Annotated in this window: 20 protein-coding genes and 1 pseudogene; 17 read left to right on the forward strand and 4 right to left on the reverse strand. The window is 70.0% G+C overall.

Annotation, left to right across the window (positions count from 1 at the left end; translation table 11 throughout):
• The first annotated feature begins 166 nt into the window (after positions 1–166).
• The 7 genes from ACPA54_RS29935 to ACPA54_RS29965 all read left to right on the forward strand — a co-directional run bounded on the left by ACPA54_RS29935 (position 167) and on the right by ACPA54_RS29965 (position 5,872).
• The gene (locus tag ACPA54_RS29935; protein WP_423534516.1) at positions 167–649 is read left to right on the forward strand and encodes a nuclear transport factor 2 family protein; all 483 of its coding nucleotides are present in this window, start codon (positions 167–169) and stop codon (positions 647–649) included.
• A gap of 286 nt (positions 650–935) precedes the next feature.
• A complete protein-coding gene (locus tag ACPA54_RS29940) occupies positions 936–1,760 on the forward strand; it encodes an SDR family NAD(P)-dependent oxidoreductase (protein WP_423534517.1) in 825 nt (274 codons plus the stop codon).
• Between the two features lie 56 nt (positions 1,761–1,816).
• On the forward strand, positions 1,817–2,512 hold the full coding sequence (locus ACPA54_RS29945; RefSeq protein WP_423534518.1) for a nitroreductase family protein: 696 nt from the start codon (positions 1,817–1,819) through the stop codon (positions 2,510–2,512).
• A gap of 60 nt (positions 2,513–2,572) precedes the next feature.
• A complete protein-coding gene (locus tag ACPA54_RS29950) occupies positions 2,573–3,334 on the forward strand; it encodes an SDR family NAD(P)-dependent oxidoreductase (protein ID WP_423534519.1) in 762 nt (253 codons plus the stop codon).
• Positions 3,335–3,369: 35 nt separating this feature from the next.
• Positions 3,370–4,134 carry an enoyl-CoA hydratase-related protein gene (locus tag ACPA54_RS29955; protein WP_423534520.1) on the forward strand — a complete coding sequence of 255 codons (765 nt, stop codon included), beginning with the start codon at positions 3,370–3,372 and terminating at the stop codon, positions 4,132–4,134.
• 62 nt (positions 4,135–4,196) lie between these two features.
• Positions 4,197–4,727, forward strand: a complete 531-nt coding sequence (locus ACPA54_RS29960) for a MarR family winged helix-turn-helix transcriptional regulator (RefSeq protein ID WP_423534521.1) — start codon at positions 4,197–4,199, stop codon at positions 4,725–4,727.
• 284 nt (positions 4,728–5,011) lie between these two features.
• Positions 5,012–5,872, forward strand: coding sequence for an alpha/beta hydrolase fold domain-containing protein (locus tag ACPA54_RS29965; RefSeq protein ID WP_423534522.1), 861 nt, complete (start codon positions 5,012–5,014; stop codon positions 5,870–5,872).
• A 424-nt stretch (positions 5,873–6,296) separates the two neighbouring features.
• On the opposite strand, the gene ACPA54_RS29970 is transcribed toward ACPA54_RS29965, so the two are convergent.
• The gene (locus tag ACPA54_RS29970) at positions 6,297–6,887 is read right to left on the reverse strand and encodes a hypothetical protein (protein WP_423534523.1); all 591 of its coding nucleotides are present in this window, start codon (positions 6,885–6,887) and stop codon (positions 6,297–6,299) included.
• A gap of 386 nt (positions 6,888–7,273) precedes the next feature.
• Between ACPA54_RS29970 and ACPA54_RS29975 the strand changes: the two genes are divergently transcribed.
• Both ACPA54_RS29975 and ACPA54_RS29980 read left to right on the forward strand, forming a co-directional pair.
• The gene (locus ACPA54_RS29975) at positions 7,274–7,516 is read left to right on the forward strand and encodes a hypothetical protein (RefSeq protein WP_423534524.1); all 243 of its coding nucleotides are present in this window, start codon (positions 7,274–7,276) and stop codon (positions 7,514–7,516) included.
• A 2-nt stretch (positions 7,517–7,518) separates the two neighbouring features.
• Positions 7,519–7,890: a toxin Doc gene (locus tag ACPA54_RS29980; RefSeq protein WP_423534525.1), complete on the forward strand. Its 372-nt coding sequence runs from the start codon at positions 7,519–7,521 to the stop codon at positions 7,888–7,890.
• A 283-nt stretch (positions 7,891–8,173) separates the two neighbouring features.
• Here the strand turns inward: ACPA54_RS29980 and ACPA54_RS29985 are convergent, their stop codons facing one another.
• Complete coding sequence (locus ACPA54_RS29985; protein ID WP_423534526.1) at positions 8,174–9,514, reverse strand: hypothetical protein; 1,341 nt, start codon at positions 9,512–9,514, stop codon at positions 8,174–8,176.
• Between the two features lie 844 nt (positions 9,515–10,358).
• Here ACPA54_RS29985 and ACPA54_RS29990 point away from each other — a divergent pair.
• A complete protein-coding gene (locus ACPA54_RS29990; RefSeq protein ID WP_423534527.1) occupies positions 10,359–12,212 on the forward strand; it encodes a gamma-glutamyltransferase in 1,854 nt (617 codons plus the stop codon).
• Here the strand turns inward: ACPA54_RS29990 and ACPA54_RS29995 are convergent.
• A pseudogene (locus ACPA54_RS29995) lies at positions 12,213–12,580 on the reverse strand (alpha/beta hydrolase); the annotation flags it as partial.
• Here ACPA54_RS29995 and ACPA54_RS30000 point away from each other — a divergent pair.
• From ACPA54_RS30000 to ACPA54_RS30010, 3 genes are all read left to right on the forward strand, one after another.
• Complete coding sequence (locus ACPA54_RS30000) at positions 12,498–12,671, forward strand: hypothetical protein (protein ID WP_423534638.1); 174 nt, start codon at positions 12,498–12,500, stop codon at positions 12,669–12,671. The pseudogene ACPA54_RS29995 and the gene ACPA54_RS30000 overlap by 83 nt on opposite strands.
• Positions 12,672–12,729: 58 nt before the next feature.
• On the forward strand, positions 12,730–13,830 hold the full coding sequence (locus ACPA54_RS30005) for a PP2C family protein-serine/threonine phosphatase (protein WP_423534528.1): 1,101 nt from the start codon (positions 12,730–12,732) through the stop codon (positions 13,828–13,830).
• 105 nt (positions 13,831–13,935) lie between these two features.
• Entirely contained in the window at positions 13,936–14,358 is a 423-nt protein-coding gene (locus ACPA54_RS30010; RefSeq protein WP_423534529.1) for a hypothetical protein, read from the forward strand.
• Positions 14,359–14,608: 250 nt separating this feature from the next.
• Here ACPA54_RS30010 and ACPA54_RS30015 read toward each other — a convergent pair whose 3' ends face one another.
• Positions 14,609–15,208 (reverse strand): TetR/AcrR family transcriptional regulator, encoded by a 600-nt coding sequence (locus tag ACPA54_RS30015; RefSeq protein ID WP_423534530.1) that lies wholly within the window; start codon positions 15,206–15,208, stop codon positions 14,609–14,611.
• Positions 15,209–15,262: 54 nt separating this feature from the next.
• On the opposite strand from ACPA54_RS30015, the gene ACPA54_RS30020 reads away from it, so the two are divergent.
• Genes ACPA54_RS30020 through ACPA54_RS30035 form a run of 4 tightly spaced genes read left to right on the forward strand, consistent with a single transcriptional unit; the run spans position 15,263 to position 17,133 of the window.
• On the forward strand, positions 15,263–16,099 hold the full coding sequence (locus tag ACPA54_RS30020; RefSeq protein ID WP_423534531.1) for a hypothetical protein: 837 nt from the start codon (positions 15,263–15,265) through the stop codon (positions 16,097–16,099).
• On the forward strand, positions 16,099–16,227 hold the full coding sequence (locus ACPA54_RS30025) for a hypothetical protein (protein WP_423534532.1): 129 nt from the start codon (positions 16,099–16,101) through the stop codon (positions 16,225–16,227). Before ACPA54_RS30020 ends, ACPA54_RS30025 begins: the two co-directional genes overlap by 1 nt.
• A complete protein-coding gene (locus tag ACPA54_RS30030) occupies positions 16,224–16,736 on the forward strand; it encodes a YvaD family protein (RefSeq protein ID WP_423534533.1) in 513 nt (170 codons plus the stop codon). Before ACPA54_RS30025 ends, ACPA54_RS30030 begins: the two co-directional genes overlap by 4 nt.
• On the forward strand, positions 16,729–17,133 hold the full coding sequence (locus ACPA54_RS30035; RefSeq protein WP_423534534.1) for a BlaI/MecI/CopY family transcriptional regulator: 405 nt from the start codon (positions 16,729–16,731) through the stop codon (positions 17,131–17,133). The genes ACPA54_RS30030 and ACPA54_RS30035 overlap by 8 nt, the downstream gene beginning before the upstream one ends.
• Positions 17,134–17,148: the final 15 nt, after the last annotated feature.

Here is a 17,148-nt window from a genome sequence, read left to right on the forward strand (position 1 = left end):
CTTGCCGCAAGTATTTGCGCATGCCGTACAAAAAACCGCCGCCTCCCTTGATGTCATGCATCAATGCATGTATGTCTGTCCAGTGCAGGTTTCGACGCCGCGGCCGCTACTCCCGACGACAAGCCGGGTCTCGGCTGCCGTGATCACCACGACCCGGAGTGTCTCCATGAGCACGCACGACCATTTCGCGGCGCACCAGCTCGTCCACCGCTGGTGGTTCACCTACGACGAGGGCCGGCTGGACGAGCTTGCCGGCCTGCTCGCCGACGACTGCCACCTCAGTTCGCGCACCGAGACCGGGCAGCATCCGCACGAGGAGTTCATCCGGTCCGACTGCCGCGGCCGCGAGGCCGCCATGGCGTGGACCCGCGAGCACCGCCGGCACAGCCCCTACCCGCTGCGCCACCATGCCGCGAACATCCACGTCACCGCCGAACGCGACGGCGAACTCGACCTGGAGTCCTACCTCTTCGTCACCCAGATCGTGGACCGCAGGCCGAGCACCCTGTCCAGCGGCATCGTCCACCTCACCCTGGCGCGGACCGACTCCGGCTACCTGATCCGGCGCAAGGACGTCGTCCTCGACTCGATCGAGTCGGCGCCCTTCCACCAGGTCGACTTCGTCTCCGACCGCCAGAAGAGCTGGTGACGGGGCGCTGCATGAAGTCGCCGTTCGCGGCGTGCGCTCCGCGGGAGCCGCGGCGTGCGGTGCGGTGGGCCTGAGCGGCGGTCGCCGGGCGCACCGCACAGCTCTGTGCCTTCCGTGGTGAGCCGAGTTTGTCCGGCTGGGGCGATTCCGCTCTTGAATCATGCATCAATGCATGACATTCTGATGCTCCCGCCCCTGCCGATCAGTGCAGGGGTATGGGCCCCGTCTTTGGCCGCGTGTCGATCTACCGCAGCCCTACTTCGAATTCAGCCTCAAGGAGACCCGTATGGGCAGCAAGCGACTGGATGGCAAGCGCGTCGTGGTCACGGGCGCGAGCCGGGGCATCGGAGCCGCCGTCGCGCGGCGCGCCGCCGCCGAGGGCGCGGATGTCGCGATCGTCGCCCGCACCGTCGACGCGGCGGACGCCTACCTCCCCGGAACGCTCGGCGACACGGCGGACCAACTGCGCCGATTCGGCGGCCAGGTGGTCGTGATCCAGGCCGACCTGGCGGACGAACGGGACCGGGACCGGGTCGTCGCCGAGGCGGAGGCCGGGCTGGGCGGCCCGATCGACGTCCTGGTCAACAACGCAGCCGTCGCCCTTTACGGCACCGTGGCGGACTACACGTTCAAACGCATGCGCCTGATGTACGAACTGAACTGTGTCGCGCCGCTGCACCTGGCCCAGGCCGTCATCCCCGCGATGGCGGAACGCGGCGAAGGCTGGATCGTCAACGTCTCCAGCGGCACCGCCCGCCACTGGCAGGGCCCGCCGTTCCAACTCGGCGGCACCGGCACCGGTACCACGGTGTACGGAGCATCCAAGGCCGCGTTGAACCGCGTCAGCAACGGGCTCGCCGCCGAACTCCACGGCCACGGCATCCGCGTCAACACCGTCGAACCCCGCGCCGCCGTGATGAGCGAGGGTGCCCGCGACCTGGTCGGCGACATCGTCCGCCCGGACCAGATCGAATCGATGGAGGAGATGGTGGAAGCCATCCTTGCGTTGTGCGACTGCCCGGCCGACCACACCGGAAACACCCACATCAGCCTCGACCTGATCGACGAACTCGGCCTGACTGTCCACTCTCTCGACGGCGCTCCGATGTGAGCCGGCCTCCGCACCCGGTGAATCTTCGGCTCCACGCAGAAAGACCCCAGAGCACCATGACGACCGAGCTGACCGCCGAGCAAGTGCTGACGACAACCCGTACCGTCCGCCGCAGACTGGATCTCACCCGTTCCGTCGAACGGCACGTGGTCCGGGACTGCCTGCGGATCGCCTTCCAAGCGCCCAACGGCTCCAACCTGCAGCGCTACCGTTGGCTGATCGTCGATGACCCGGCGACCCGTGCCGCGATGGCCGACATCTACCGGGCGTCGCTCGGTGACCAGCTCGCGGCATCCGCTCGCGCGCAGGCCGCCGGCGTGCCTTCCCCGTATCCGAAAGGGGAGGCTCAGGACAGGATTTCCCACTCCGTCACCTACCTGGCCGATCATCTCCACGAAGTCCCGGTGCTGGTCGTACCCACGTTCACCGGTCGCCTGGACAGGGCGGACATCTTCACGCAGGCCAGCGCCTGGGGATCGGTCCTGCCCTCCGTCTGGAACTTCATGCTCGCCCTCCGCACCCGCGGTCTCGGAAGCGCATGGACCACACTGCATCTGCATCGCGAGCAGGAGATGGCCGCGCTGCTGGGCATCCCCTACGACGAGGTCACACAGGTGGGGCTCTTCCCCGTGGCCTACAGCCTCGGCACGGACTTCCGCCCCGCAGTCCGCGCGGAGACGGAGACGATCGTGCGCTGGAACCACTGGGACACGGCCGAAGTCGACCCACCGCGCGCCCAGTTGCCGAGCTGACCGAACCGGTAGGACCACCTGCCACCACCCACGAAGCACCCTCGCGCCCGGAGAATCCGCATGTTCGAACTGCAGCACAAAACAGCCCTGGTCACCGGCGCCGGACAGGGGGTGGGCGCAGGTATAGCCCGGCTCCTCGCCGAGCAAGGCGCACTCGTGGCCGTGAACGACGTCGACGCGGCACGAGCAGACGCGACAGCGGCGAAGATCCGAGATGCCGGATACCCCGCAAAGGCACTGCCCTTCGACGTGACCGACTACGACCAAGTAAGCACCGAGATTGCCGCATTCGAGCGCAAGACAGCCCCGTTCGACATCCTCGTGAACAACGCGGGCAACGCCGGCGACGGGGCGTTCCGTCCGAAGCCGTTCCGTGCCGGCGAGCCAGGGGAGTGGCGCCGGTTTACCGACGTCAACCTCTTCGGCGTCATGAACTGCGCCAAAAGCGTCATCGACGGAATGAGCAGCCGGGGACACGGTCGCATCATCACGATCGCCTCCGGCTCCGGCGTGATGGGCCAAGCCATCGGAGTCTCGCTCTACGCCGCCGCCAAAGGAGGAGCCATCGCCTTCATGCGGCACCTCGCCCTGGAGACGGCGAGCGAAGGCATCACAGCCAACACCATCGCCCTCGGCATGATCGACCCGGCCACGAGTGGCCGCGTGGCAAACCACACCCGGAAGCTCGCCGCCCGGATCCCCGTGGGACGAACGGGATCTCCGGAAGACGCCGGGGCGCTGTGCGTGTATCTGGCGTCGGATCAGGCGTCCTGGGTCACCGGGCAGACGATCCACCTGAACGGCGGGTCCTACACGTCGTAGACCGGGCGAGGCACACACCGAGAGGCAGGGCATCCATGGCGGAGACCGTGGTCTACGAGGTCCGGGATCGGACACTGGTGATCGCGTTGCGGCGAGAGGACAAACGCAACGCCGTCGACCAAGAGCTGAGCGAAGGCATCGAGGCCGGCATCGACAGGCTGGAGCAGGATCCGGACGTCTGGTGCGGCATTCTGACCGGCACAAGCTCGGTGTTCTCCGCAGGAACCGACCTGGCGGCCGGGTATTCGCCGAAGACAGGACGCGGTGGCGAGTACGGTCTGATTCGCCGGAAGCGGAGCAAGCCGCTGATCGCGGCCGTCGAGGGCCCCGCGGTGGGCGGCGGTTTCGAACTGGTACTGGCATGCGACCTGGTGGTGGCTTCGCGGAACGCCACGTTCGGACTTCCCGAAGTGCGCCGCGGCGTGATCGCAAACTGCGGAGCCTTGTTCCGGGGGCCGCGTGCCCTGCCTCTCAACTTCGCCCGCGAGATGCTGTTCACCGGCGACCCGGTCAACGCGGCACGCCTCTACGAAGTCGGCTTGGTGAACCAGCTGACCGAGCCCGGCGATGCTCTCCTCGGAGCACTTGAGCTTGCGGCCCGGATATGCCGGAACTCGCCAACGGCGGTGGCGCAGACGCGAAACGCGGTGGAAATTTCGACGACGTCCAACGATGCCCGGGGCTGGCTTGCCACGGAGTCCGGCCACCGCGCGGTGCTGGCGAGTGGCGACGCGCTCGAGGGCCGTGCTGCCTTCCTCGAGAAACGCCCGCCGCGGTGGGCCGGTCTGTCACGGGACTGACACGTGTTGCCGCCGGCCGCCTTCACCTCCTTGCGCTGTGACCCCCGAGAACCGCATTGAGCATGAACAACACACAATCCGAACGAGCCGTCGACGAGATTCAGCGCAGCCTTGAACTCCTGCTGAGACTCAACGTCAACCGCCGTGCGTACGAGGCCTGTGCCAAGGCCGCGGGGGTGACCGTCGGCAGGGCCTCCTATGCGCTGTTGTCGCTGTTGTCGCGCACAGGCCCACTCCCCATGGGCCAGGTCGCCCTGGAGGCCGGTATGGACCGGACAGCCACCACCCGCGCGGTCGAGCGGCTCCACGCCGCGGGCTACGTCCGCCGCTGCGCCGACGGGCGGGACAGGAGGCGGGTTGTCCTTGCCATGACGTGGCGTGGCGTGGAGGCCCATCGCAGGATGGCTGCGGTGATGGACCGGCAACTCGGGGCGGCCCTGAGGGGGTGGGAAGCCGCGGACATCGAGACGTTCGCCCGACTCCTCGCCGCATTCGTCGAAGATGCCGCGTTGCACGAACTGGGCGCATCCTCCACTGGCTCGATGCGGCAAGACTGCCGGCGACCCGACGCGCGCGTGCGCGCACTGCCGTGACCTTGAGTACTCGTCTTTGCGCCCCAACCGCCATCTACCGGCCCGGTTGGTAGTCGGCAAGTGAGGCCGCCCCCAGTGCGCGACCTGAGCGCTGTCGTGATCACGAGCAGAAAACATTGCAATGCAAGGTTTTCTGCTCATACACTCCCTCCTGCATGAATCGTTTCAATGAGTCGAGTGTGGCTGCGGCGTCCGGACACCCGCGAAGCCGATGGAGCACCCCTGGACCGCAGTTGCCCGGGGCTGCCGAAGCTGTGCGCTTGTCACTACCACCAGGAGAGTTCATGCACGGCGAAGACGTCACACTGCCGGGTGCACCTGCGGGGGTGCGCGCCCGCGTGCACCGCGCCGCCGACGTCCCCGCAGCCGCGCTGGGGGCTTCCCTCATGTGGATGCACGGCGGCGCGTTCATCGGCGGAACGATGGACATGCCCGAAGGCCAAGCGGTCTGCGCCGGCCTCGCCGCGGCGGGCGTGACCTGCCTGAACGTCGACTACCGCCTGGCCCCAGGCTTCGGTAGGCGGCGCGCACAGCGCGCCCCGGACGCCGTGCGCTACCCGCTGCCGCTCGACGACTGCGCAAGCGCCTGGGACGTCCTCACCGACGCCGCACCCGGGTGGGGCCTGCACCCCGACCGGATGCACGTGGGCGGCGCCAGCGCGGGCGGGGCACTGGCCGCCTCGCTGGCACTGCGGCTGTGCCGGGCCGGTACCCCGCCGGCAGGCGCCGCCCTGGCCTACCCACTGCTGCACGCCACCCTCCCTCCTGCGGGCCCGGACCTGCGCCGAGCCTTGCGCGGGCGCCGACGCCTGGGCACGTTCACCGCCTCCTCGGTGCGGTGGATGACCACCAACTACGTCGGCCGCTCGAACACCGCGCGCTTGCCCGAGGCTCTGCCCGGCGGGCAGGACCTCGTCGGCTTCCCGCCCACGCTCATCGTCAACTCCGAACGCGACTCGCTGCGAGCCTCCGGCGAACAGTTCGCCGACGAGCTCCGGGCGGCCGGAACCGCGATCCAGGTCCAATACGAACCGGGGACCAGGCACGGCCACCTCAACAACCCCGACCACCCCGCCTTCGCCCGGACACTGGCGAAGCTCGCCGCATGGCTGACCACGCCGACACACCCCGAACCGGCGAGGTAGCACCGCAGACAGCCCACGCCCACCCGGGAACTGCAGAGTGGGCGTTCAGGGCATCCGAAGAAGCCACTCCACCAGCCCAGATCGCAGGTCACCGCAACAGCCGCGGTCCAGGCGCCGGCCGATCTGGACCTGGATCCGGACGAACTCATCAGTCATGTCGACGACTTGGTGATCAGTTGCCGGCCCGAGCACGAAGAGCGCGCCTGGGCGGGTGCTTACCGCAGGACGGGCCTGCCCTCGAACACCGCCTTGAGGATCTCCAGCCCTTTGCAGAATCTGTCCTCAACGAGAAACATGCCGCCCCCCTTCGACGATTGGGCCATCAGCGGCTGGTCGCCGCCGCAGCGTTCGATAGCTGCCGTGATCCTTCCTCACCGGTACGACAGCACGCCGACGGGCGATCCGATCGCTGGGTGGCCGAACGTCATGCGTGGGCGGCGGTGGCGTAGACGGTGACTCGCTCGTGGAGCGCCGCCAGGATGCGCTTGCACCGGCCCAAGTCACCGAGCTGGCCGGGGATATGAATACCGCTGTGGAGCCGGGCGTGCTGTGGGGTCCCCGCGACCGCACAGACCACCGATCCGGAATGGTTGCTCCAGGACTTGGCGAGCTTGCCTTCCAGAAGGCAGCCGTCGGGGCCTTGGAGGATGCGTTTGAGCGTGTAGCCGGACTCGGCCATGGCGCAGGCGGCGCCGAGGATGACGGTGCCGACAGGGTAGGGGTACGACTCGGCGCGGAATCTCCTCACCTGAATACCGAGGGATTTGGCGAGAGTTCTGCCCACGAGTTGGCTGAGGCCGTCCTCCACGCCGGCCAGGGAGCCGGTGAGCAGGTCCTGGATGGTGTCCGCCATCTCCAGGTACTCGTTGAGGGAGAAGCCCTTCTTGCCGTGGGCGGCGGCCTGTTCGAGCCAGGCTCGGGGCTGCGGGTGGCTGGTCAGGACGGTGTAGCGGTGCTCGGTACGCCAGTCGGGTTGCGGGTGTTGGGGGTATGGCCGGTGAGCATATGGCTGCACGGTGTCTCCTGGGTTGTCCATGCCCGCGCCGGGCGGCGGCGCGCGGCACAGCATCACAGGACATCCGGCCTGCCGGAAGATCGTTGTCGTCCTTTGAAGTCTGGTTTGCGGGTTCCTTGCATTCGGCGGGGCGGCGGGGCGGCGGAGCCTTGGACGCCCCAGTCCCGGGAGTCGTACGAATGGACGTGAACCTGCGATCCCGACCTATCTGGACCGCACCTGACCACCGCAGCCCCGGCGGCGCCCGCCGCATCACCACACCACGTCGGCGCCTTGCCCGGAAGCTCGCCGTCGGGCTTGCCTGCGCGATCCCCTCCGGTACCAAACTTCGATGCCTCGACCTGGCTTTATGTCCATTCCGGTACCGACTCCGCTAGGGTTGTTCCATGCCTGCTCTCAACGTCGATTTCAGCGATGACGAGCTTGCCGCGCTGCGCGCTGCCGCGAAGCAGCGGGGGAAGTCGCTCAAGGCCTACGTGCACGACGTGGTCGACGACGACCTGGCCGCGCAGCGGGCTCAGGCAGTCGCGGCGGAGACCTTCCGCGCGTTCGTCGCCGAGAACGCGGACGCCTTCGACGCGGCCTTTCCCGAGGACGCACCCGCCGCCGGTCGACGCGGGGCCGCCTGACCGTGGACTTCCGTGTAGACGTCCGCTGGTTGCTGGAGCGCCAGGCCGAGGTGCTGCCCCGCGAGCCGGCGGTGCACGACTACTCGGCCCTGGTGGCCGCGGTCGCGCGACACCGCGTCAACACCCCGCGTTTGGGTGAGGAGGCGGACCCGGCGTGGTCTGCCGCGGCCCTTCTGCACACCGTCATGCGACTGCGTCCCCTGCCGGCGCGGAACGCGCTGTTCGCGTGCGCGGCCGCCGTCGCTTACCTGGCGGCTGCCGGCGCGGCCATCGATCCTCCCTACGGTGAACTCGTCGACCTTGCCCGGGCTGTCCAAGACGACGCCGTCGACGTTTACGGCGTCGCCGAGCATTTGCGCGCCTGGCAGGTGTGACCGCAGGACGAACGGCAGCTCGGCGGGGACCGAGTGGAGTTCAGACCGGAGGACCGGGCGTTCCTCCCGGGTCCGAAGCCGCCGAACGACCGCCGCTCTGAGCCGCTGGAACTGCGGGGCCTCCTCGGTGCAAGCGCTTCCGGGCTGCACCCGCGCGAAGAAGGAGGTTCCTGCGCGTCGTTCCGGGCGATCCCGGTGTCGCCATTTCCCCCGGCGGCCGTGGCCGTGGCCAGGACGTTCCGGGGCCAGAGTGCCAGGCGGCTGCGCACGTTCGGGGCTGAAGTCAGGGGGCTGCGTCGCTTCCGTCCGACGGCGGGGGTGGGGTGGCGGCGCGGTCGGTGGTTCGGCTGTGGACCCGTCCGGCGGCGGCCAGCAGGGCGAGAGCCCCGATGGCGGCCACGAGGATGACGACCAGCACGATCACGGTAGTCGCGGTCGGGTCGTTCCAGAGCGCGAACACGAGGCCGAGCACGAGGAGCACCGTGATCGCGAGCCGGCGCCGGTAGCGGTTCACCCACACACCGGCCGTGCCCGCGTCGAGGCCGTGCGCCTCGCCGCTCCGCGCGGCGAGGTCGGCCGCGTGGTCGGCCGCCGCGCGGAGCCGGCGGGGCAGCCGTCCGGGCCCGGACAGGTAAGCGCCCAGCGCGACGGCCACGCCGAGCACGAGCGCGGTGCGGACACTCGACCGCAGGAAACGCAGGACGGTGTCGAAGATCGCGGCGGCCGCGGCGTCGGACACGGCCTCGTTGGACAGCTCGTCGAGGTAGATCGTGCGGGCCACGTCCAGCCCGATCGTCATGAGGACGCATGCTCCGGCCGCGCACAGCGACACCGTCACCAGGGCTCGCCGCCTCCGCCGCGCGAGCAGCACTCCCGCCCCGCCGAGCACGGCGGTAATCGGAGGCAACCAGTTGCCCAGCGCGTCGAGCAGTCGCGCGGCGAGCCGCGCTTGGCCCAGCCCGCCGGACTTGAAGATCACCAACTGCTTGTCGACATCCGGGATCGTGGCGGCCGGCGCGATGCCCGAATCCAACAGGTCCTGTTTGAGCGTGTCGACCGCTTGGCCCAGGTCCAGCGTGACCGTACCGCCGTGGACGCCGACAGCGCCGCGCCCCTCGCCGGTCAACGCCTCGACGACGGCGTCGTGGGCGACGCGGTTCGCATCGGTCCAGGCTTTGGAGAACGCCTCGCTGTGCACGACTCGGGTGGCCGCTTTGGACACCGCCTCGTTTGCCAGCGCGTCCAGCGTCGGCCCCAACGCCTTGACCGCCGTTCCGACGTCCGGCGGCAGGCCCTGCTTTCGGAGCCAGTCGGCGACGTCCGAAGCGACCTTTTGGCCGTCGACCTTCACGTTGACCGCCTCGGTGATGCGGTCCACTGCGGCGTCCTGGACCGCGGTGTCGGTGGCCAGCGGCGCCATGGTCGCCACGTACCGGTCGGTGTCGAGGACGAAGTCGTGGAGCCACACGGCGACCAGCGAGACCGGTACGAGCACGACCGTCAGCGTGATCAACAACGCCGAGGCCGCGCTCTGCGCGAAGCGCGCGGCTTTCGCGGTCGCGGGACGACGGTCTTCCGGAGCGTCCGCGGTCGGACCGACCGGTGGCTCCGGAAGACTGGTCATGGCGCTCCAGAAAGCGTGGCGAGACGTCGCCTTCTATTCGCGCACACACCGACGACGGCAGCACTCCGCGGTGCGCCGTTCGGTCTACGCCGGCGTCGGCGAGACGGCCCCGGCCCTGCGGCCAGCCGCCTGGGGATGACCACGGTCTCCCACCGCCCGACAACCGCACGCCGCGAGCGCGTTCCGCTTCAGTGCGCCCCCGCACACCCGCATCACCGCCCCCGACGGCGGCGTCTGTGTCCTCGACGGCGCCGCCGAACCGCCGGCATCCGCGCGAGCGACACCATCACCGGTTTCAACAGCACACCGGTCACCAGCAGCGAACATCTGCGCAACGCCCGCCGGTCCCTGCGTGATCCGGCGTTATCAGGCCACCGGAGGGGACCGCTCCTGTACTGTGCCGAACGTCCGCCACCGGTCGCCAACCCCCGGAGAAACCCGAGCCGCAGCGATGCGGAACGAGGCGGACGCGTGACGGATCCGACATACCCACGTGCTCGGCGGCAGGGCTGACGGACCGCGTCGCGCGGACCGGACCGACCGTGGATCGCCGCGACCCGGCGGTCATCGGAGGGGCTCCGACCGTCCGCGGTGTCCAGCAACGCGTCAAGGGAAGGCCGGGTTGTCATGTGGTGGTCGGCCAGTCGGCGGCGAGAATCGGCCGCGTCGGCACGGGTCCCCCGGACGACGGCCGATGACCGGCGACGCCAGGGGGAGCCGGCCCGCCATACCCGCGGGCGCCCGGGGCGGAGGACGGAGTGCGCCGCCGGAGGACAGGGAGGACCGCGCGCCGCGGCGGCATTCGCCGGCCGCGGGCCCAGCCGGAACACGGATGGTGGCCGCCGTGGGGAGCGGTGACCCGAACGGGATCGTGGTCTCGGCGGACCGGCTCGCCGCCGACGCCGGCATCGCGATGTTCCGGGCCGGGGGCTCGGCCGCGGACGCCGTGGTCGCCGCCGGCGTCGTCGTGGCCGTGACCTCGCCGCATCTCAACGGGCCGGGTGGCGACCTCGTCGCGATGTACCAGGCACCGCGCGGGGAGGTCGAGTGCCTGCTGGGGATCGGACGCGCCGGCAGCGGTGCGGACGAGGCCGCCGAGGCCATGCGGCGCGAAGGGCACGCCGCCGTCCCGCAGACCGGCGACATCCGCTCGGTTACGGTGCCCGGGGCGGTCGACGGCTGGGCCGCGCTGCACGAGCGCCACGGGCGCCTGCCCTGGGCGACCGTCCTGGAACCGGGAGTCCGGTACGCCACCGACGGATTCCCCGCATCCGCGGCACTCGCCCAACAGCTCACCGCGGCGGCGGCCGAACCTGGCGCCCTCCGCGGCGCCGACGAACTGACCGCCCGGACGCCGCTGCGCGAGAACGACCTGGTGCGCCGCCCGCTGCTCGGCCGGGCGTTGGCCGCCGTCGCCCGGCACGGACGTGACGCCTGGTACCGCGGGGAGTTCGCGGAAGGCCTCATCCGGCTGGGGGAAGGGCTTTTCGACGCCGACGACCTGGCACACGTCCACAGCGAGTGGGTCGCGCCGCTCACCTTGGAAGCGTTCGGCTACGGCATCGCCGTTCCTCCCGCGCCGACTCAGGGGTACCTGGTGCCCTTGGCCGCGTCCTTGGCCGAGCGCTCAGCGCTGGTTCCGGCCGCGGATCCGACGCAGCGCGCCCACATCCAGGTCGAGGCGGCCCGCGCCGCCGGCTACGACCGCCCCGAACGACTCTACGACGGGGCGCATGTGGAGGACCTGCTCACCGACCGTGCGGTCCGGGAGCGGCTGGCCCACATCGACCCGGCACAGCCGGGCCGCCACACCATCCCGGCGACGGCGGGCGGCACCACCAACCTCGTCGCCGTCGCCCCCGACGGTTCCGTGGCCTCGCTCACCCAGTCGAACGCGGGAGGGTTCGGCTCGGGGATCTTCGTCCCGGAGACCGGCACCGGACTGCACAACCGGGGCACCGCGTTCTCCCTCCGCCCCGGTGACCCGGCGGGCTACCAGGCGGGCAGCCGACCGCCGCACACCTTGGTCCCGATGATCTTGCGCGGCAGCGACCACACGGTCACGGCGGGCACCATGGGCGGCGACACGCAGCCGCAGATACTCGCGAACATGATCCCCTGGCTGAGCTGGGGACAGAGCCCGGAACAAGCGGTGAGCGAACCGCGCGTCAACGCCTACACCGACCCGTGGAAAGGATTCAACCTCTGGTCTGCCCCGAACCCTGTCGACCGCGCGTCCACCGTGGCCTACGAGGCGGGCACCGCACCCGGGGTCGTACGGGGCATGGAAGCACTCGGCCACACCATGGTCCCCTGCCGGCCGAACGGCCATGCCCAGGTTGCCATCCGGAGGCACGCCGACGGCAGCGTGGACGGGGTCGCGGACGCCCGTGCCGCGTCGAACCGTTCGGCGGAAAGCCGCTACACCACCAACCGTGCCGCGGAACCGGTGCGGCAGCCGGACCGGGCGGGGCCGATCGTTCCCCCGTACCGCCCGATCGCCTCGGTGCCGCCCCGCCAAACCGCCCCCGCCGACGTCAACCCGGCGGCCCAGGGGCTCAGCCCCACGGCCCACGTCGGCCGGAACCGCGGTCGCCCGGCACCCGGCTCGGCGGCGCCTGCGGCCGAACCCGCGTCAAGGCAACTCGCACCGTCGTCGGGCCTGCACCTGCACAAAGAGACCGCCCTGGGCAAGTGACCCGCGTTCGGCGGCGTGCTCGGCAACCCCGAGCAGCCCGCGGATAAGTCTTCCGACGGCGTGGCGCCCGTGGCCTCCCGTGCCGGCCGGTAGTCGACCGAGACGACGACCGCGCCGAACCGGTCGAGCCACTCCAGGGGGATGTCGATCCGGGAGAAACGGTCGCCCCTGACCATGCCGCCGCCGTGCATCCCATGGATGCACGGAACCGCGATGCCGGTGCGGCCGACGTCGGGGGCGAGGTGGGGAGGACGGAAGACCGACAGAGCGGTCGCGGCACCGTCCTTGGCAGTCACGGTCACCTCGCGCCGCTCGATCGGCCGACCGGCGAGCAGCGGTTCGACCGGTGTCGAGGAATGCGGTCGCAGCTGCCCGAGCAATTCCGCGTCGAGCGTGGACATCAGCCTGGACATCCGCCTGGACATCAGCGTCGACGGAGGACTGGTCACCACGCTGTAACCGAGGGGTATCCGCACGTGCGGGTGGGCCCGCCGCGGCGCACAGTGGAGGGGTGGTTATGCGAAGCCTTCCGAGCGAGGGCCCGCAGCCTTGGGCGCGCTCCGCGCTGGTGGTGCTGCCCGTCGCGCTGATCGTGTTGATCGTCGTCGTCGATCTGCAGGCGCCGAACGACGTTCATCTGGGGCCTCTGCTGGTGATCGCCCCTGCGTTGACGGCGTCGTTCGCGGGTCCGAGGCTGACCGCGGCCATCGGCGCTCTGGCGGTCGCCGCGCAGGTCCTGATCGCGGGGCTCCGCGGCGGCGTGGCGACCAGCAACCACATGGCACAGATCGGCGCGCTGGCGGTGCTCTCGGCCTTCATCGTCGTCTTCACGGTGGTCCGGGAGCGCCGCATCCGGGAGCTGGCGCGCGCCGAGTCGGTGTCCGAAGCCGCCCAGCGGGCTTTGCTGCGGCCCCTGCCCGAACGCATCGGGCCGCTCCGGATCGCCACGATGTACCTGGCCGCCGAGCACGAGGCCCAGATCGGCGGGGACCTGTACACGGCCACCCGCGCCGGTGCAGGGACCCGCCTGCTCATCGGCGACGTCCGCGGCAAGGGACTGGCGGCTGTCGGAGAGTCCGCCCTGCTGCTCAGCGCGTTCCGGCTCCTCGCCGCACGGCATGCGGCTTTGCCCGACCTGGCCCACACACTCGACCACAGCGTCGGCCGCTACTTGCTCGACTTCGCCGAGACCGACGACGAGACGGCCGAGCACTTCATCACGGCCCTGCTCCTCGACATCCCCGACGACGAGCCGGTCGTCCGGCTGACGAACTGCGGGCATCCACCACCGCTGCTCGTGAGCCGCGGTCGAGTGGCGTTTGTCGACGGCGACCGGTCCGCGCCCCCGCTGGGCGTGCACAGTCTCGCCGCGGAGGACTACCCGCACGAGACCCGTCGGTTCGAACCGGGTGACACGTTGGTGCTGTACACCGACGGTGTCACCGAGGCCCGCAACCGCCGCGGCGACTTCTATCCCCTCGCCGAACGAGTCGCGCGCTGGACGACATGCGAGCCCGCCGCCCTCGTCCACCACATCCGCCGCGACCTCCTCGCCCACGCCGACGGACACCTCGGCGACGACGCCGCCGTCATCGCCATCGGCCGTCTGCCGATCTGACCCGGGTCGGCGGCAGGCAGGACGTGCTTGTGCGCGGGAGCAGGCGCGGGCGCATGCTGGGAGAGGGGTCTGACGCCACCGCCTTCTCGTCCCAAGGAGCGGGCCATGCCATCGCTACGTTTCCATGTGACCTCCTCGATGAGCCCCTCGGAGGTCATGGGGGTGCTGACGAACTTCGGCCCGTCGCGGGTCGAGCAGTGGCCGTCCATCGACGCGGAGCACTTCCACGTCCACGAACGCGGGGAGACGTGGGCTGAAGTCACCGAGGGAAACGGCAAGTCGTCGGAGCGTGCCCGCTACGAGTGGGACCCTTCCCGGAACACGGTCACCGTCACCACGCGCGACTCGACGCCCTTCGGACCAGGGGGCTGGAACTTCCACCTGACGCCCACCGAGCAGGGGACCCGCGTCGACGTGCGCCTCGAACGGCATCCCCGATCCTTCGGGGCGAAGCTGATGTCTCCGATCATTCCCCTGGCCGGGTCCGTGTTCCGCAAGTCCTTCAAAGAGCCTTTGAAGACGATGTAGCCGCAGGTCCTGAGAGCCTCGGCACCGGGTTTCGGTAGCCGCCGGCCGAGCCGTGCGCGCTGCACTGCAAGCCGCACGGCATGGTGTGGAATGGAGCCAGGAGTTCGCGCCCGGCGACGTCCGCGCTCGTTTCGTGCAACTCCGGTTCCAAGGCGGAACCAGCGATGGCCCCTTCGCCATCCGGTCCTTCGGGATTCGTGCGGTTCCGCGCTTCGAGGTGAACGCAACGGACGCGCCGAGCGTCCCACCGTCAGCGGGGCTGTTGCGGTGCGGTGAGTTCGTCGAGGATGTGGCCAACTTGCTTGCGCATCTGCGTCTCCTGGCGTTCCGGCGGCCAGCGCTCGGTGTCGAAGACGGCCTGGATGCCGATGCCGTCGATGACCACCATCAGTGCTTCCGCTGCCTCCTCGAGCGCGGCTTGCGGCGGGTGCCCGCAGGTCGCCAGGACCAGATGCAGCGCTTCGCGCCAGGTCCGGTAGCGGGCGCGTTGTTCGGCTGCGAGGTCCGGGTTGCGAACCGCGGTGTCCCAGAAGGCGATCCAGACGCGCCACTCGAGCCGTCGGCGGTCGTCCAAGGGGAGGCACTCGCACAGGAGGTCGTACAGATCGGCGGTCGGGATCGCCAGTCGGGCGGCCATACGGTCGGCGACGGCCTGGCTGGCCGATCCGAGTGCGGCCAGCAGGAGTTCCTCTTTGTTGCGGAAGTAGTGGAGGACCATGCCGGTCGTGCAGCCGGCCTCCGCCGCGATGTCGCGCATCGTCGCCGAGGCAAGGCCGCCTTCGCCGATGACGCGGCACGCCGCGGCGGCGATGGCGCTGCGGCGCGCTTCGTGGTCCACGATCTTCGGCATTGACAGCGTAGGATACATCATGCAGGTTATGTAACCGTGGTTATGGAAAAATCCATGGTGGCTTCGCTCAGGCATGCGGCCGTCGGGGTACTGGCGTGGCGGGTCGGCACCGCTCCCCGTGCGTGTGCCGTGACACCGTTGGTGTGCGGCGACAAACCGGTGGTCACCTCGACGTTCGCGCTCATGGGGAAGATGCGGCAGATCCACGCCGACCCGCGGGTGGCCCTGCTGGCCGGCGGAACACTTGTGCAGGCGGACGCGCGGATCCACGTCGACCGGAACGGCGACGCGTTCCGGGGCGATCTCCTGGACCAAGAATCCGCGAAGTTCCCTCCGACCCGGCAGCTGGCCGCGCTGCCCGGCCACGACCGTTGGCTCCGCTGGTACTTCCGCCGGATCATCGCGACCCTCGACCCCGTGGCACCGGCCGAAGAAGTCGGGCCCGACGGCATCGTCCTGGTTGCCCTCCGCGGCGGGAGGCCCTGGATCGCTGCGCTGCCGGGCCACGAGCACCTGCTCGGCGCACAGCCGGGCAATCAAGTGCACCTGCCCGAGTTCGTAAGCGGCCGCGAACTCGACGGGCCTGCGGTTCTTTTGGCCCACCGTGAGAACACGGCGATGACCGCACTCGCCCAGCTGCGGCTGTCCGGCGACCTGAAATCGGGACGACTGTTGGTCCGCGGACGCTCCGGTTCGCTCGAACTGCGCCCCCCGCGCCTGCTCGCCCAACTCGGCGACCTGCGCCGCCTGGGGCGGCTCGCCTCGGCCAACAAAGCCGAGATCGACCGGCTCGCGTACGCCGCCCGTCACCCGCAGCGTCCCGCACCGAAGCACCGCGAAAGCGGACTTACGGCGCACAAGACCGACCCGCCGCCGGCAAAGGAGTCCTGATGCCCGAGACCGCCCGGTTTCCCGTCGACGAAGCCGAAGCCATAGTCTCCCCTCCCGCAGCGGGCGGCGAAATGGGCGGCCTGCGCGTGAACGGTGACCCGCGACGCGCCCTGCAGGGTGCCTCGTGAACGCTGCTCCTCGCACGCTGCGCGTAGTCAAAGTGCTCATGGTCGTCACCGACGTGGGCTTCATCGCCTACTGGGCGATCACCATCGCACACGTCCTGCCGGAGTCGGCGCTGTTCAACGACTACCGCGACGAGCGGATTGTCGCCTGGAACTGGTCGTTCCTCCCGCTCGACCTGCTCATCAGCGCGACCGGCCTCACGGCGCTGCGCCTCGCACGGCAAGGTCGCGAGGCATGGCGCCCGTTGATGCTGGTCTCGCTGACGCTCACCTCTTGCTCAGGCCTTCAGGCCATCGGGTTCTGGACTATCCGCGGGGACTTCAGTCCAGCCTGGTGGATCCCGAACCTGTTCCTCCTCCTCTACCCCCTGACCGGCATAGCCGCCCTGTGGCCGACAACCCCGCGGCATATGCCTCAGGAGGACCGGTCGCGCGGCTCGATCCCTCCCGTCTTACCGGTACTGTGCAACGCCGTAGGTGTCCCGAGGAACCCGCGGAGGCGCGATGACTGACCACCGGCAGCAAAGCCCACGCCGGGGCAAAGGCATGCTCGAAGCGGAAGTCTTGGCGCTGCTGTGGACATCGGACGAACCGCGCACCGCGGCCTGGGTGCAGGCCCATCTCGGCGGCGCGTTGGCGTACAGCACGGTCGTGACGATCATGTCCCGGCTCTACGAGAAGGGTTCTTTGTCGCGCGTGCGGGACGGGCGGGCCTACGCCTACCTGCCCGTCGCCGACGAGGCAGGGCTGGCAGCACGCAGAATGCGCAAGGTCCTCGACCAGGAGAGGGACCGGGCGGCTGTGCTGGCCAGTTTCGTATCCGAGCTCTCGGTCGAGGACGAAGAGACGCTGCGGCATCTGCTGGACCGCATCGACAGCCCTTCCGGGTCCGACCGCGGGAAGGGCTGAGGCGTGCGTTTCGCG

The organism is Uniformispora flossi, assembly GCF_049534875.1.
GTDB classification, from domain to species: Bacteria; Actinomycetota; Actinomycetes; order Streptomycetales; family Streptomycetaceae; genus Yinghuangia; species Yinghuangia aomiensis.